This is a genomic window from Bradyrhizobium sp. RT6a (assembly GCF_040547675.1).
Lineage (GTDB): Bacteria > Pseudomonadota > Alphaproteobacteria > Rhizobiales > Xanthobacteraceae > Bradyrhizobium.
Genome location: NZ_JBEPQC010000002.1, coordinates 644,955 through 659,967, shown reverse-complemented (window position 1 = coordinate 659,967; position 15,013 = coordinate 644,955). Strand labels below are relative to the sequence as shown.

Sequence of the window (15,013 nt, the reverse complement as noted above, 5' to 3'; positions counted from 1 at the left end):
TGATTCCGGGCTCGTCGCTGGGCCCGAATGAAATCGGCAATTCGAGGCTACTTCTGTGACGCCGCAACCGGCGTGGCCACGCTGCCCGTCGGGACCAGCGCTTCCGCCGTCTTGGTCGATTTGGCAGGCTGCTCCGGTTCCGCACCGAACCTCGCCTGGGTCTTCGGTGCAAGCTCCGCCATTGCCGGCGCCGAGATGTCGACATGCGGCAGCACATCGGCCACGAGATCCGTCGTCACGAGATTGGTGAGCTTGAGCTCGCCAGCATCGAGCTCGTGCAAATCTTCCCAGGGCGGGACGCTGAGCGCGAGCGACAGCAGATCGCCGGCACCGCCCATGTCGAACGTGTATTTGGCGAGCCGGCCGATGTCGCGCTCCACGATCATCAGGTCCTGCGCGCTGTAGCTCGCCGCCTTGGCATCATCGGCGCGATCGCCCATCCAGATCTGGTGGACCCGCACATGGGCCGCTTCCGGCACGTAGCGCTTCTTGCCGGCTAGCAGCAGGAATACGCACATGGATTCGCAATAGGCCTGAGGCGCGACCGCCGGACGAACCGTCTGCCCGCCGCGGCTCTGAACGCTGATGCCGACGGTAGTCAAAAGTCCGAGATTGCGGAAGCGCCGGCCGAGCGTGATCGCGTCGTTGACGGATCCGCCGCTGGAATCGAGCACCACGGTGGCGCCGCCGAGCTGGCGTCCGCGGGAAAACTCTTCGAAGTCCCTGGGCGTATCGGCGGTGATGATGCCGACCGCGCTGACCCAACCGCGGCAATTCGGCTCGCAGGCGACCCAGCCGAACTTCATCGGCAGCTTGCGCTCTTCGAGGGCAGCACCGGCCCGGGCCGACGACCCGAGGGTCGCGACGGCGCCAGCCAACACGACTCCACAAGCAGCGGTTCCCACCAGCAACCAGCCGCGAAGTTTGAGCGCCTTCAGAAGTTTCAAACTGGTCCCTTCCCCAAGTCCCAAGCTTTAGCCCAAGCCTTACAGCGAGCCGACTCAGCCAAGCCCCGTTCTGACGTTCCAATGAGTCTCACATGAACGTCACAAAAATGGTATCCGGGGGAATACAGCTCGTCCATAGGCACTTGCTGCACTGCTCCCAAAAAGCATGCAAAATATGACGTACAAACAACAGCTTACAGTTCCCTGCACCGGAACCGCGCAGAACCTCGCCCACGATCTCAGCAAAGCGCCCATGAAGCAATCAGCCTGCGAGCACTGTCCCAATCCCGTCGCGGGCGCGCTCCGGCTTCCGCGCAAATTCGGCCGTGCGCTGATCTGGATCTACCGCCACACGCTCTCGCCGCTGGTTGGCTACAATTGCCGGCACCTGCCGACCTGCTCGGTCTATGGCGACGAGGCGATCGAAAGGTTCGGGCTGTGGGCCGGCGGCTGGATGACGCTGGCGCGCCTGCTCCGCTGCAACCCGTTCGGCACCTCGGGCATCGACAACGTGCCCCTCACCGCGCCACAGGGGGCACGCTGGTACTCGCCTTGGCGCTACGGCCGCTGGCGCGGCGTCAACGCATCCAAGACTGATGCGGCGCCTTAGGCGCCGCTACCCTGAGTGGAACCGAAATTCTCCCCTCGCGTTGATGTGATGCTCCCGCGGGAGGAAACAACAATGCGCTGGAAAATCAGCCCTCATTTTCACGTCAGGTCTAGACCGGATTCGCGGGGTGGTTCGCGAGGCCACGATCCCAGAACCCTCGACATGCTCGCCATCATCGCTCTGCTGATGCTCGTCGTCGGCTCCGGCTGGTATTTGGCGACGAGCACTGCCACGCCGCCCAGCACAACGGCATTCATCGTGCCGAGCCAGAGCGTGCACTGGTAGGGCTAGACTTCAGAGGTCCAGCACCAGCCGGTCGGCGTCCGATCCGGCGACGCAGATCATGAGAAAGCGTTCGCGCTCATAGGGCGACAGGACGCGATCGCGGTGCACGGGCTTGCCCTCGATCCAGCCGACCTTGCAGGCGCCGCAGATGCCGCCGCAGCAGGAGGTCGATATGTCGATGCCTCGTTCCTGCAAGGCGGCCAGCATGGTCTGGCCGGCGCGAACCTGGATTTCCGTCCCCGTACGCGCCAGCGACAGCACGAATGGCTTTGCGTCGGGGTCGATCACCGGCCGCGGCGCCACGAAACGCTCGATGTGAACGTTGGCTGCGGGCCAGGCTGCGGCCACGCCCTCGAACACTTCGGTCATGCCTTCGGGCCCGCAGCAGGCCACCATCGTCTGCACCTTAACCTCTCCGACCAGCGACGCCAGACCCGGACGCCCGGCGCAGGACGTGCGGTGCACGACGACATGCCCCGCTTCCATCAGCGGCGCGAGGTGTGCGGCAAGCGGCACCTCCTCGCGCACGATGAGGTGCAGCACAAAATCTGCATTGCCAATCTGCAGGAGGTGACGGGCCATCGACAGGAACGGCGTCACGCCGATGCCACCCGCGACGAACACATGGCGCGCAATGTCCGCACCCGGCTCCAGCCCGCCGCGCGGCAGTGACACGCCGATGACGTCGCCTATGCCAACCTCGTCGTGAAGCGCGCGCGAACCGCCGCGCCCATCGGCCTCGCGTTTGACCGCGATGACGTAACGTGAGTTGTCGGCGGGCTCGTTGCACAGCGAATAGGTCCGCACGAGACCGTTCGGCAGATGCAGGTCGATGTGGGCGCCAGGCTTGAACGGCGGCAGGGCCCAACGGTCGGGGTCGGCCAGCGTGAACACCTTGATCCCCGCACCGGCCCCTTCGATGCCGGCGACAACCGTCTTGATCGTCGTAATGGGCCGTACGCTCATGCCGCGTTCCGCACGGTGTCGCCGACCCTGACGATGCCGCCTTGCAGTATCCTGCAGTTCAGGCCCGAGCGGTTGATGAGCGGATCGAAGATCGCCTTGCCGGTGATCTCCTCGATATGCCGGCATGGAATCGATAATCGGGTTGCTTCCAGCAAGGTCTCACCTAACCAGAAGCGGCGGCCGACCAGATGATTCAACGGCGCGCCCTCGACCGTCACGTTGCGGCGATGCTCTTCGGGACCGAGTTCGATTCCCGCGTCGCGCTTGAGCGCGATCAAGGTTTCGAGCTCGAACAGGGTGACCTGCCGGCCCTCCTCGGGCTTGTGCGAATAAAATCCTTCCTCGCGCCCGATCATGTAGCGGTCGCCCTCGATTCCTTGGCCGGCGACGAGAACGAGCTGCTCCATCGCGCGCATTGGCAGGAACGCGCGTGGGGCGAGATGGAGGAAGCGGACCAAACCAGTCCAACCGAGGCGTGCTGTGGTATCAGCCGAGCCGGCGTCTATCTCATCGAGCATGACAAAATCCTTGTGAGAGCGATGGCGCGCCGCCAGCAGCGGCGCGCCGCGGGATCAGGTCAGTTCCTTGTTCGCCATTTCCGGCGCGAACATGGTCGCGGTCGCCGTGATGGCGGCGCAGCCAATCAGCAGCAGCGAAACCGGCCAGGTGGCGCCGCCACTCCAGGCCATCAGAGCCGCCGCAATCAGCGGCGTCAATCCGCCACTGATGGCCGCCCCGACCTGAAACCCGAGCGAGGCGCCGCTATAGCGCAGCCGCGCGGAAAACAGCTCGGAGTACCAGGGCGCGCCGATACCGAACATCACCATCTGCCCGAAAGTAATCGCGACCACGATGGTGCAGATGACGATGGTGGGATCGCGGGTGTTGAGCAGCCAGAACAGCGGAAAGGCAAACAGCGCCGAAAACAGACAGCTTGCATAGAACATCTTTTTGCGGCCGACGATGTCGGACAGCCAACCGAACAGCGGAATCGCGAGCAGCGCGACCAGCGATGCCGCGAAGGCGCCGTTCAACACCACCGTACGAGACAAGCCAAGATTCGCCGTGGCATAGGACATCACGAACACGCCGCCGATGCTGGCGTAGGCGATCTCCGAGATTTTCAGCCCGACCGCGGTAAAGAAAGGCCGGCGGTGATGCCTGAAGATCTCGACCAGCGGCAGACTTGCGACCTCCTTTTTGGCCTGGACCTGACGGAAGGCCACGGTCTCTTCCATATTGAGGCGGATGTAGAGACCGACGCCGACCAGCAAGATCGAGATCAGGAACGGAATGCGCCAGCCATAGGACATGAACTCACTTTCCGGCAGGCTCGCCACCAGCGCAAACATGCCGATCGCGGCGAGATTGCCGATGGGATTGCCGACCTGCACCATGCTGCCGAGCAGACCGCGGCGGTGCGTCGGGCAATTCTCCACCACCATCAACACCGCACCACCCCATTCGCCGCCGAGGCCAATGCCCTGAAGGAATCGCAGCCCAATCAAGAGCAGCGGCGCGGCGATCCCGATCTGCTGATAGGTCGGAAGCAGGCCGATCAGGAAGGTGCCGATGCCCATCACCATGATCGTGATCGCGAGCATCGCCTTGCGGCCCACCCGGTCGCCGTAGTGACCGAAGATCGCGGCGCCAAGCGGTCGCGCCAGAAAGCCGACCGCATAAGTGCCGAAGGCCGCGATGGTGGCGAGCGTGGGATTGCCGGCAGCGAAGAAGACCTTGTTGAAGACCAGCGCGGTCGCCGTGCCGTAGATGAGGAAGTCGTACCATTCGACGGCGGTGCCGATCACGCTCGACCACACGATCCGCCGCAAGCTCGCCGCCTCGTCCGGCGCTACGTTCAGGGTTACGTCGTCTGCTACGGTCATCGATGTCTCCAAAAAGTACCGGCGCCAGGGGAAGCAGTTGGTTCTGTCCGCGGAGCCCATCGGCAGCCCGGACGGTAAAAATCGATCATGTTTACTGCTGGAAATCAACGGCGCGGAACGCGGCAAATGCCGTGCGGAGCGGCAAAACACACTTACTGCACCGTTTTTGAGCTATTTTACGCGATATTCCAGAGCCTCTGCTTACAATATCCGCGCCCTTGCTCTAAATTTCTGCGCATGAGTTTTCCTTTGGAATACACTTGCACGCTGGCGGAAGCGACAGCGCCCCCCGACGGACTGGCAGTCGGGCGACATCTGTTGCAAAAGAGACATCAGCAGTTCGGGAGACTCATGCGTGCTTGATGTCAGCAAAGCGGCAGCCGTCGGGGCCAATATTCGCCAGGCGCGGATCGCCAAGGGCCTGACACTGGACCAGCTTGCCAGGCAGAGTGATCTCACGCGCGGCTATATCTCGCTGGTCGAACGCGACCTGAAGATCCCTTCGCTCGCCGCCCTGCTGCGGATGGCAGCCGCGCTCGAGGTCAACGTCGCGACTTTCTTCGACCCGAACGCCGAGCCGGCGCCGCGCTACACGCTGTTCCGCCGTGAAGGCGGCAACGTCCCGCTGTTTCAGGACACCTTTGGCGTGGTACCACTGGCAACCGGCCGCACCCGCAAGATGATGGAGCCGTTCCTCCTGAGCCCGCCGCACAAATCGGCGACGCGCGCCTCGCATGCGGGTGAGGAGTTGCTGTTTGTCATCAACGGCAAGATCGCGATCAAGCTCGACGGCGAAGAACTCGTCCTCGGCAAGGGCGATTGCCTATATTTTTCAGGCGAGACACCACACGAGGTCAGGAGCCTCGGCCGGCAGAAGGCGGAGGTCCTGGTCGTCGTCGCCCAGAGCCCGGCGGCATAACGCCGGGCCTGGCACCAGGCTTAACGGGACCAGAAAAAGCGCCCGGGCGGCGGGACCGGCTCGGGCGGACGTGGCCGCTTCGGACGCGGCGGTTTCGGCGACGGCTCGGCGGACGAGGTGGTCTCCGCGCCCGGCGCCGTCTCGCTTCCCGGCACCTTCACCGACAGCAGCAAGTTCGACTCGTGCATCCGCCAGCGGTAGCCGACGCCGAAATCGATTGGCTGGGCGCGCGTGAACAGCGCGGCGTAGCGTTCCTGGTAGCGGCCGGGAAATTCGCCGATGGGTCCGAGATAGCGGCCGAACGGGAAGAACCGCCATTGCCGCGTATTGTAGTTCGAAAGCGGAATGCCGGAATCGTCCTGGACGATGGTCGCGCTGTTGGCGAGCAACCAGTCGCGCGCGACGGTGAAGTTGCCGGAGTGCAGCAGATAGGACGCACTCTTGATCAGGCTGTTGCCTGGGCCGAGCGTCTCGCAGAATTTCAGGAAGCCGGCGGCGCGCGCACCTGAATTGGAGAGATCGGTCGAGAAATAGTACAGCGTGCGTGCCTCGCCGTCGGGGCCGGCGAAGGTGATACGGGCGCCGCGCGTCGCGTTCGGTCCGGGATTGTCGTTGCCGACATGCACGCCGCCCTTGTCGTCGAGTGCGATCATCTCGACATTGCGGATGGTCTTGCCGGAACGGACGAGGAAGACATAGAGGATCGGCAAGGTGCCGTTGACCTGGTTGGTGTGCAGGTCGACCTTCATCTGCTTGGTGATGAAGAAGGAAAAACTCAGGATCGAGCCGAGCGAGCGCTCGACGTTGTAGAGCGCGGCGCCGACCGAACCGCGCGGCAATCGCGTCAGGTCAGCCACCGCACCGACCGGCTCCAGCGCGCCGAGCACGTAAGTGCTGGCCTTGGGATAGAAGGCGTTGGCGTAGAGGAAGTCGGGACCGCTGAACAAATAAAACATGGTCGGCCTGGGCGCGGCCAGATTGACGTCAGCCCAGTTGCGGATTTTCGCGAGCTGGCGCTGCTCGAGCTGGGCGAAGGCGCCGTCGAAGAACTTTGCGTGGCGTTGCCAGCCCGGGTCTTTTGTGAGCGGCACCAGCGGCGAATCCGCCGAAGGCTGCATGCCCGCGAGGAAGCGCGCGGTGTCGTTGAAGGTTGCCTCGGCGGCACGTGCAGACGAGACGGCCGCAGCCAGCAAGGCGAGAGCGACGGCCGCAATTCTCATGGGTCGAAACATGTCTATTCGCGATGTGATGAAGTGCCAGCGGCGACCGGCCGCCTGCGGAAAACAGCATAAATCAACAGGCCCGAGACCATGACGAGCATCCCCGACAGCGATTGCACGGGCCGCTCGGTCAACAAATAGTACATCATGAACCCGGTCACGAGCAGGAAAACGAGCGGCGTGAACGGGTATCCCCAGGCACGATAGGGCCGCGGCAAATCGGGATCCGTGATGCGCAGCTTGATGACGCCGGCGACCGTGAAGAACGAGCAGAACAGCAGTGCGAACTGGATGAAGTCGAGCACGGCCTCGAAGCTGCGCGTGAACAGCAGCAGATTGGCGACGGCGAGCTGAAACAGGATGGCATAGGCCGGCGCGCCACGCACCGAGCGCTTCGAGAACACGCGCAGCGCCGGAATATCCTCCCCCATCGTCATCATCACGCGCGGGCCGATCCACATCATCGCGCTGATCGAGGAGATCAGGCCGAAACAGATCATCGCGCCGACGATCCGGCCGCCGAGATTGCCGAAGATCGCGCTGCCGGCGACGCTGGCGACGTCGAGCTGACCCGCGAGCGCGCCGACCGGCGTTGAATGGAGAAACACCGCATTCAGCGCAACGTACAGCACGAGCACGATCAGCGTGCCCGCGAGCAGCGCACGCGGCAGGTCCCGCTGCGGCATGTTCATCTCGCCGATGATGTACGTTGCGGCATTCCAGCCCGAGAACGAATACATCACGAATACGAGCCCGATCGCAAAGGGCGCGCTGACGATATGCGCGAGATCGCCCGCCTGCGGCGTGAAGGCGATCGGCTGCGGTACGCCGACGATAAAGCCGGCAACCAGGAAGGCAACGATCAGCACGACCTTCAGGATGGTCGAGATCAACTGGAAGGTCGAGGAGTGCCTGACGCCGGTCAATTGCACGAGCGAGACCAGCCACACCACGGCGATGGCAAGCGGGATCGGCGGCACACCCGGGACGACCGATTTGGCGTATTCGCCAAAGGCCATCGCGGCGAGCGCGACGGGTGCTGCAAAACCAACCGTCGCCGACACCCAGCCGGCGAGAAAGCCGAAGGCGGGATGATAGGCGCGGCCCAGGAAATTGTATTCGCCGCTTGAGCGCGGAAACATCGCGCCGAGCTCGCTGTAGGAGAATACCCCGCACAGCGCGACGATGCCGCCGACGGTCCACAGCAAGAGGATCGAGAAGCCTGAGGGAATGTCCTTGACCTGGAAGCCGAGGCTGGTGAAAACGCCGACCCCGATCATGTCGGCCACGACAATGGCGGTTGCGACCAGAACGGAGACCCCCGACCCGCTTCCGGTCAGCCGGCCGGTCCAGGGTGCAGTACCCGCATCTGATGCCGTCATCGCCGTCCTCAACCTCAGGCCTCACGCCTCGTGGGAAGCATCGTGCAGTTCGGTCCAATCAATTCAAGCAGGGTTAACAAGGGTTAAATGAGGCGGTCAAAATCGGTATTGAAGCACCATTATTGCACGGTCCGGGGCAATAAAGCTTCGCAAACACCGGGACATCCCGTCTCCTTCCCCCACAATCAGGACACGATTGCGTGGTCCCTTTGAGCGTTCCGGATGTGGGGAAGTTTCTCCGGACACTTAACGTCGCCTAAACGCCCATCGGCTCAATTGCCTTAATGACTGCCGATGGACTTGTGGTCATGACTTGGGGTCATGGGTGAATGGTCGGGGCCGTTCCGAAACCGAGAGCTGACATCCGCGCCGACCGGACGACGTCCGGCGCGCGCGGTCGTGCGCTCCGGATCGCCCTGATCTCAGCCTTGGTGCCGTTGTCGCTGACCCTGGTTCAATGCGGCAAGGCGCCCAATCCGGCAGCGCTCGCGGCGAACTCGCAGGCCAACGTCCAGGGCAACGCCCAAACCAACGTCCAGGTCGTTGCGAAGACAAACCAGCAAGTCGCAAGCAACGACACGTTCGAGGATCGCTTCCCGGCCCCCCAGTTCAGGGAGCGATTCCCATCCGCCAGCGAGGCTTTTCTGCAACGGCAGATGTCGGACTTCGCACCCAAGCGCGCCGTGCAGCCACAGCCGGAGCAGGCGCCTTACAAGGTCGCTTCGCTCGCGCCGCAGATCCCCTACCAGCCTCCGCCCCGCGAGGACCTGACAACGCTCGTCAGCATGAAGTCGTCAGCCTTCCCCTATTTCGGCAACAACCCCGCCTCCGACGCGCCGTTCCTCAACATCTCCAAGGGCGACCGACGCGGCCACCGCAGCTATTCCGGACGCGTGTTCTGGCAGGACGAGACCTACAACGATAATCGCGTTCTGATGCACGTGCCCGAACATTTCGACGTGCGGAAGCCAGGCGTGATCGTGGTGTTCTTCCACGGCAATGGCGCGACGCTGGAGCGCGACGTGCGCGACCGCCAGCTGGTGCCGCAGCAGGTCACCGATTCCGGCGCCAACGCCATCCTGCTTGCGCCGCAGATGGCGGTTGACGCCGCCGATTCCAGCGCCGGCAAGTTCTGGCAAGCCGGCGGCCTCAAGCGCTTCATCGACGAGTCGGCGAACCATCTGGCCCGGCTCACTGGCGATCCCAACAGCGCCCGCGCCTTCGCCAATATGCCGGTCGTGATCGTGGGCTACAGCGGCGGCTTCCTGCCGACCGCCTGGAGCCTCGAGGTTGGTGGCATCAGCGATCGCGTCCGCGGCGTCGTGTTGCTCGACGCCGTCTATGGCGAGATGGACAAGTTCGCCTCATGGATCGAGAGCCACCGCTCCGGCTTCTTCGTCAGCTCCTACACCCGCTACACCGCGCGGCGCGACCGCGAACTGATGAGCACGCTGCGGCAGAAAGGCATCACCGTCTCCGAAGACATGGACGGCCCCTTACGTCCCGGCAGCGTGGTGTTCGTCGAAACCGGCGACGGCATCACCCATCGCGACTATGTGACCCGAGCGTGGACGCGGGACCCGCTCAAGGACGTCCTGGTCAAGATGTCGGCGACGCCATCACTCGCGCTCACGCGCGTGGCCTCCACCAATCCATCCGCGTCGAGCCGGTAGCGTATTGCGCCGGCCAGCATTTGGCTGCACGTCCCGCAATTCTCACAGGCCTTGATCAAAATCTGATGTTGATGGCCGACGGTCCCGGGGCCGGGATTGCTTCCACTGGCAACAATCATACTTTGCCGGCCAAGTTGTATTTGGGATTCTGCGGGGACATGCAGTGCGTCAGGGACTCTACAAGGTCGACTTCCACACGGTTCACGGCACCGGTTGCGGCGTCGTCTATGTGACGGAGGGCAAGATGCGCGGCGGCAATTCCGCTTTCGCGTTCATCGGCACCTGCACGGGCGAAGGCGACAGCATCAAGGTCAAGATCTCGACCGAGCGCTACAATGACGACCAGTCCTTCAAGGCGCTGTTCGGTCTCGACCGGATCACGCTGACGCTCGCGGGACGGGAGGATGGCGACACCGCGGAATTCGAAGGCACCGCACTGCAACTGCCGGGCGTTGCCTTCAGGGCCGTGTTGAGCCGGGTCAGCGAAACCGCCCGGCTCCCAGACTTTGCGATCTGCCTCAGGTTTTTGGCAGCTTCGGAATGCTTTCGGCAAAGCCGTTGAAACAAGCCAGCCGCTCGTCCTCTTCCTTGAAGAAACGGCAATCGGCGTAGCCTTTGGCCTTCGGCGGCTTCGGTTTCGGTGTCGGCGCGATCACGGCGTCGTAGCAATTGAGCCGGTCCTTGGTGCCGTCATCGAGGTCGAGGCAAGCCTGGAGCCGCGCCGCGATCGATTGGGGCTTGCCCTTCGGCGCCGCAGCCGGCTTGGCCGCAGCCTCCTTGCTGCCCTTGGGCTTGACCTGCACCAACGGCTTGTCCCCGATCATTGGTGGCTTGTCGGCTTGCGCGAAAGCGGAAGCTGAATAGAGCACCGCGGCAACCGCCAGAATCATCCTCATTTCAGTCAACCCTCTTTGGTCCCCATGACCGGCCTTCTAGCCTCCCGGCGCGCGGTTTGCCAAGCACCTTGCGCACACGGACACGCTTCCGTTCAGGCCGGGGCGGCAGTTGCCGGCCGGGGCCGGGTCAGGACCACCAGGATCAGCGCCAGCACGACAAAACCGACCGCGACGAAGCCGAGCGTATGCAGGAGCTCGCGGGCGAACAGCAGTCCGCCGACGGCAGAGCCGACCGCCTGGCCGATATAGAGGACGGAGGTGTTCAGTGCGACGGTCGCCGATGCCAGCGACGGTGCGGCCGAGACCAGCCGCACCTGCTGCATGGAATTGGTCGAGGCAAAGCCGAGGCCCCAGATCGCGACCGCACCCGCCATCAACGCGAGCGTGCCGGCGCCGAGCGCCCAGCCCGTGATTCCTGCAAGCAGCAGGCAGGTGAACAACAGCGAGGTGCGATAGGGTCCCGAGGTGTCGACGATGCGGGTCGCGATGACAACGCCGAGGAAGCCGCAGACGCCATAGAGAGCGAACACCAGGCCGATCGCATCGGGCCCTGCGCCGGTCAGCTTGTTGAGCAGCGGCCCCATGAAGGTGAATACCACGAACTGCCCGGACATCTGCAACATCGTGATCGCAAGCAGAAGCAGGATCGTCCTGTTGCGACCAACCGAGCTCCAGGTCTTCAGATCCACCGGCGTCCCCTTCAAGCCCGCCGGCAGCCGCATCAGCAACAGCAGCAAGCTGACGCAACCAAGGGCGCCGATCCCGCCATAGGCCGCGCGCCAGCCATAGCGGCTGGCGATGAAGGTGATCAGCGGCAGGCCGACGGCGGCAGCGAGCGACCAGCCGAGAAAGATGTAGGCAATCGTGCTGCCGCGACGTTCCACCGGCACGATCAGCGCCGCCGTGCCGGCGGCCTGCGGCGTGTAGAGCGCGCCGACCGCGAGCATCACTAGGCGGATGACGAGGAGGCTTGCATAGTCGGGCGCAAAGGCTGAGGCCAGATTGCCAAAAGCGAGCACCGCCAGCGTCGTGGCGAGCAGCGTCCGGCGCTCGATCCGGCTGGTGAGCCAGGCCGTCAGCGGCGAGCCGATGCACAGGATGATGGCGCCGAAGGTGATCAGGAGCCCGGCCGCATGGATGCTGACGTCGAGCCCCATCGCCAATTCGGGCAGCATGCCGGCCGGTGCCAAGACCGAGCAGCCGGTGACGAGATTTCCGAGCATCAGGGCGGTTGGCGCGAAGCGGCCGACGCGTGCATTTTCCATGCAAACGCATGTAGAGCCGCCTTGCGACCAGTTAAAGGGCGTTGCCCGGAATAGTTCGTGCAGCGCCCCCGCTTTTGCGCGCCGGTTTCTTGGAAATGCCGGATTGCGCAGGCCGAATCGCCTGATATATCGCTCGTTCCCGCTTACCTGCGCTCGTTCGCAGGAGTGAGCCTCAGGAGACATGCCATGACCGACCAGCCCAACGACCAATCCAAGGACCCATCCAAGTCCGAGCAGCCCAAATCCGAATCCGGCTTCCAGTACAGCCTCAGCAATTTGAGGCCCGTGACCCCGCCGGAAAAAATCACCCTTACCTTCCCGGACGGCGCCCGGCGCGAATACGCCAAGAGCATCACCGGCCTCGAACTCGCCAAAGGCATTTCGCCGTCGCTGGCCAAGCGCACGGTCGCGATGGCGCTCGACGGCGTGGTCTCCGACCTCGACGATCCCATCGAAGCCGATGCCAGGATCGAGCTGATCAACCGCGACGATCCGCGCGCGCTCGAGCTGATCCGCCATGACTGCGCCCACGTGCTTGCCGAAGCCGTGCAGACGCTGTGGCCGGGCACCCAGGTCACCATCGGCCCCGTGATCGAGAACGGCTTCTATTACGATTTCTTCCGCAACGAGCCGTTCACGCCGGAAGACTTTGCCGCGATCGAGAAAAAGATGCGCGAGCTCATCGCGCGCGACAAACCTTTCACGAAGGAGGTTTGGGATCGCGAAAAGACAAAACAGGTGTTCCGCGACAAGGGCGAGGCATTCAAGGTCGAGCTGGTCGACGCCATTCCCGGCAATGAGCCGATCAAGATCTATTACCAGGGCGACTGGTTCGATCTCTGCCGCGGCCCGCACATGACCTCGACCGGCAAGGTCGGCAACGCCTTCAAACTGATGAAAGTGGCCGGCGCGTATTGGCGCGGCGACAGCAACAACCCGATGCTGACCCGCATCTACGGCACGGCATTCGCCAAGCAGGAGGACCTCGACGCTTATCTGAAGCAGATCGAGGAAGCGGAAAAGCGCGACCATCGCAAGCTCGGGCGCGAGCTCGATCTCTTCCACTTCCAGGAGGAAGGCCCGGGCGTCGTGTTCTGGCACGCCAAGGGCTGGACCATCTTCCAGCAGCTGATCGCCTATATGCGGCGGCGCCTGGCCGGTGACTATAGCGAGGTCAACGCCCCGCAGATCCTCGACAAGTCGCTGTGGGAGACCTCCGGCCATTGGGGCTGGTATCGCGAGAACATGTTCGCGGCGCAGTCGGCCGGCGAGGAGGCCGAGGACAAGCGCTGGTTCGCGCTGAAGCCGATGAACTGCCCGGGCCACGTGCAGATCTTCAAGCATGGCCTGAAGAGCTACCGCGACCTGCCGCTGCGGCTCGCCGAGTTCGGCGTGGTGCACCGCTACGAGCCGTCCGGCGCGATGCACGGATTGATGCGCGTGCGCGGCTTCACCCAGGACGACGCGCACATCTTCTGCATGGAGGATCAGCTCGCCGACGAGTGCCTGAAGATCAACGAACTGATCCTGTCGACCTACGCCGATTTCGGCTTCACCGGCGACCTCACGGTGAAGCTGTCGACCCGCCCGGAGAAACGCGTCGGCACCGACGCGATGTGGGATCACGCCGAGCGCGTGATGGCGACGGTGCTGCGCGAGATCCAGTCGCAGAACAATCACATCAAGACCGAGATCAATCCGGGCGAAGGCGCCTTCTACGGACCGAAGTTCGAATATGTACTGCGCGACGCCATCGGCCGCGACTGGCAATGCGGCACCACGCAGGTCGACTTCAACCTGCCGGAACGGTTCGGTGCGTTCTACATCGACCACGACAGCAGCAAGAAGCCGCCGGTGATGGTGCACCGCGCGATCTGCGGTTCGATGGAGCGCTTCATCGGCATCCTGATCGAGCACTATGCCGGCAACTTCCCGCTCTGGCTGTCGCCGGTGCAGGTGGTGGTCACCACCATCACGTCGGAAGCCGACGAGTATGCCAAGCAGGTGTTGGAGCAAGTCCGGCGTGCGGGACTTCGGGCCGAGATCGACCTGCGCAACGAAAAGATCAACTACAAGGTCCGCGAGCATTCGCTGGCCAAAATTCCAGCACTGCTCGTGGTCGGCAAGAAAGAGGCCGAGACGCAGTCGGTCTCGATCCGCCGGCTCGGCAGCGACGGGCAGAACGTGATGACAACGGCGGAGGCCATCGCCGCCCTCGTCGACGAGGCGACCCCGCCGGATGTTAAGCGGGCGCGCGGCGCGGCCTGACATCTGAAATCGGTCTAAACTCGCTTTCGGTTGCGGGCGTGCATTCCTATGTGGGGACTGCACGCCCGACGACCAGCCGAAGAGGAAACCGCAGTGCCCGACGCCATCGAACTCCTGAAGACCCGCCGCTCGGTCAAGCCGCGCGAGATGTCCGGTCCCGGCCCCTCCCCGGCCGAGCTCGAGACCATCCTCACCATCGGCGCGCGCGTGCCCGACCATGGCAAGCTTGCGCCCTGGCGCTTCATCATTTTCGAGGGCGATGCGCGCCAGCGCGCGGGCGAGGTGATCGCGAAGGTGTTCGCCCGGAAGAATCCCGGCGCGCCGGCGGCCGACGTCGAGACCGAGCGCAAACGCCTCACGGATGCGCCGCTGGTGATCGGCATCGTCAGCTTCACCAAGCCGCATCCGAAGGTGCCGGCCTTCGAGCAGGAATTGTCCGCCGGTGCCAGCGTCATGAACATCGTCACGGCCGCGACCGCGCTCGGCTACGGCGCCTGCTGGCTGACCGGCTGGTTCTCGTTCGATCGCGACGTGCTGGATGGCCTCGGCCTCAAGCCGGACGAGAAACTCGCCGGCTTCGTCCATATCGGGAAGCCGACCAGGCCGAGCGAAGACCGTCCGCGACCGGTCCTTTCTGAAATCGTGACGCGATTTTAATCGAAGGCGTGTTGACGCCTTCGACGTCTTGCGGCTTTG

15 protein-coding genes are annotated in these 15,013 nt (G+C 63.8%); 7 read left to right on the top strand and 8 right to left on the bottom strand.

The features are described from left to right. Positions 1-47: 47 nt before the first annotated feature. Entirely contained in the window at positions 48-947 is a 900-nt protein-coding gene (locus ABIC03_RS12935) for a COG3904 family protein (RefSeq protein ID WP_354058544.1), read from the bottom strand. A 253-nt stretch (positions 948-1,200) separates the two neighbouring features. On the opposite strand from ABIC03_RS12935, the gene yidD reads away from it, so the two are divergent. Together yidD and ABIC03_RS12925 are read left to right on the top strand one after the other, a co-directional pair. Further along, positions 1,201-1,557, top strand: coding sequence for a membrane protein insertion efficiency factor YidD (gene yidD, locus ABIC03_RS12930; protein ID WP_354058542.1), 357 nt, complete (start codon positions 1,201-1,203; stop codon positions 1,555-1,557). A 72-nt stretch (positions 1,558-1,629) separates the two neighbouring features. After that, positions 1,630-1,842: a hypothetical protein gene (locus ABIC03_RS12925; RefSeq protein ID WP_354058540.1), complete on the top strand. Its 213-nt coding sequence runs from the start codon at positions 1,630-1,632 to the stop codon at positions 1,840-1,842. 9 nt (positions 1,843-1,851) lie between these two features. Here ABIC03_RS12925 and ABIC03_RS12920 read toward each other — a convergent pair whose 3' ends face one another. From ABIC03_RS12920 to ABIC03_RS12910, 3 genes are read right to left on the bottom strand one after another with little or no spacing between them, the layout of a single operon-like run. Further along, entirely contained in the window at positions 1,852-2,808 is a 957-nt protein-coding gene (locus ABIC03_RS12920) for a PDR/VanB family oxidoreductase (protein WP_354058538.1), read from the bottom strand. Continuing rightward, positions 2,805-3,326, bottom strand: coding sequence for an MOSC domain-containing protein (locus tag ABIC03_RS12915; protein ID WP_354058536.1), 522 nt, complete (start codon positions 3,324-3,326; stop codon positions 2,805-2,807). Before ABIC03_RS12915 ends, ABIC03_RS12920 begins: the two co-directional genes overlap by 4 nt. A 54-nt stretch (positions 3,327-3,380) precedes the next feature. Continuing rightward, positions 3,381-4,694: an MFS transporter gene (locus tag ABIC03_RS12910; protein ID WP_354058534.1), complete on the bottom strand. Its 1,314-nt coding sequence runs from the start codon at positions 4,692-4,694 to the stop codon at positions 3,381-3,383. Between the two features lie 355 nt (positions 4,695-5,049). Here ABIC03_RS12910 and ABIC03_RS12905 point away from each other — a divergent pair, with 355 nt between their 5' ends. Beyond that, a complete protein-coding gene (locus ABIC03_RS12905) occupies positions 5,050-5,613 on the top strand; it encodes a helix-turn-helix domain-containing protein (RefSeq protein ID WP_354058532.1) in 564 nt (187 codons plus the stop codon). A 20-nt stretch (positions 5,614-5,633) separates the two neighbouring features. Here ABIC03_RS12905 and ABIC03_RS12900 read toward each other — a convergent pair whose 3' ends face one another. Then, positions 5,634-6,845 carry a hypothetical protein gene (locus ABIC03_RS12900; protein ID WP_354058530.1) on the bottom strand — a complete coding sequence of 404 codons (1,212 nt, stop codon included), beginning with the start codon at positions 6,843-6,845 and terminating at the stop codon, positions 5,634-5,636. 2 nt (positions 6,846-6,847) lie between these two features. Continuing rightward, the gene (locus tag ABIC03_RS12895) at positions 6,848-8,215 is read right to left on the bottom strand and encodes an APC family permease (protein ID WP_354058528.1); all 1,368 of its coding nucleotides are present in this window, start codon (positions 8,213-8,215) and stop codon (positions 6,848-6,850) included. 329 nt (positions 8,216-8,544) lie between these two features. On the opposite strand from ABIC03_RS12895, the gene ABIC03_RS12890 reads away from it, so the two are divergent. Continuing rightward, positions 8,545-9,888, top strand: a complete 1,344-nt coding sequence (locus tag ABIC03_RS12890) for an alpha/beta hydrolase (protein WP_354058526.1) — start codon at positions 8,545-8,547, stop codon at positions 9,886-9,888. Between the two features lie 163 nt (positions 9,889-10,051). Beyond that, the gene (locus tag ABIC03_RS12885) at positions 10,052-10,450 is read left to right on the top strand and encodes a GrlR family regulatory protein (RefSeq protein WP_354058524.1); all 399 of its coding nucleotides are present in this window, start codon (positions 10,052-10,054) and stop codon (positions 10,448-10,450) included. Here the strand turns inward: ABIC03_RS12885 and ABIC03_RS12880 are convergent. Both ABIC03_RS12880 and ABIC03_RS12875 read right to left on the bottom strand, forming a co-directional pair. Beyond that, a complete protein-coding gene (locus ABIC03_RS12880) occupies positions 10,407-10,784 on the bottom strand; it encodes a hypothetical protein (protein ID WP_275168379.1) in 378 nt (125 codons plus the stop codon). The genes ABIC03_RS12885 and ABIC03_RS12880 overlap by 44 nt on opposite strands. Before the next feature lie 92 nt (positions 10,785-10,876). Further along, a complete protein-coding gene (locus ABIC03_RS12875; RefSeq protein ID WP_354058521.1) occupies positions 10,877-12,049 on the bottom strand; it encodes an MFS transporter in 1,173 nt (390 codons plus the stop codon). Between the two features lie 186 nt (positions 12,050-12,235). Here ABIC03_RS12875 and thrS point away from each other — a divergent pair, with 186 nt between their 5' ends. Together thrS and ABIC03_RS12865 are read left to right on the top strand one after the other, a co-directional pair. After that, positions 12,236-14,317, top strand: coding sequence for a threonine--tRNA ligase (gene thrS / locus ABIC03_RS12870; protein WP_354058519.1), 2,082 nt, complete (start codon positions 12,236-12,238; stop codon positions 14,315-14,317). 93 nt (positions 14,318-14,410) lie between these two features. Then, positions 14,411-14,974 carry a nitroreductase family protein gene (locus ABIC03_RS12865; RefSeq protein ID WP_354058517.1) on the top strand — a complete coding sequence of 188 codons (564 nt, stop codon included), beginning with the start codon at positions 14,411-14,413 and terminating at the stop codon, positions 14,972-14,974. The last annotated feature ends 39 nt before the right edge of the window (positions 14,975-15,013 follow it).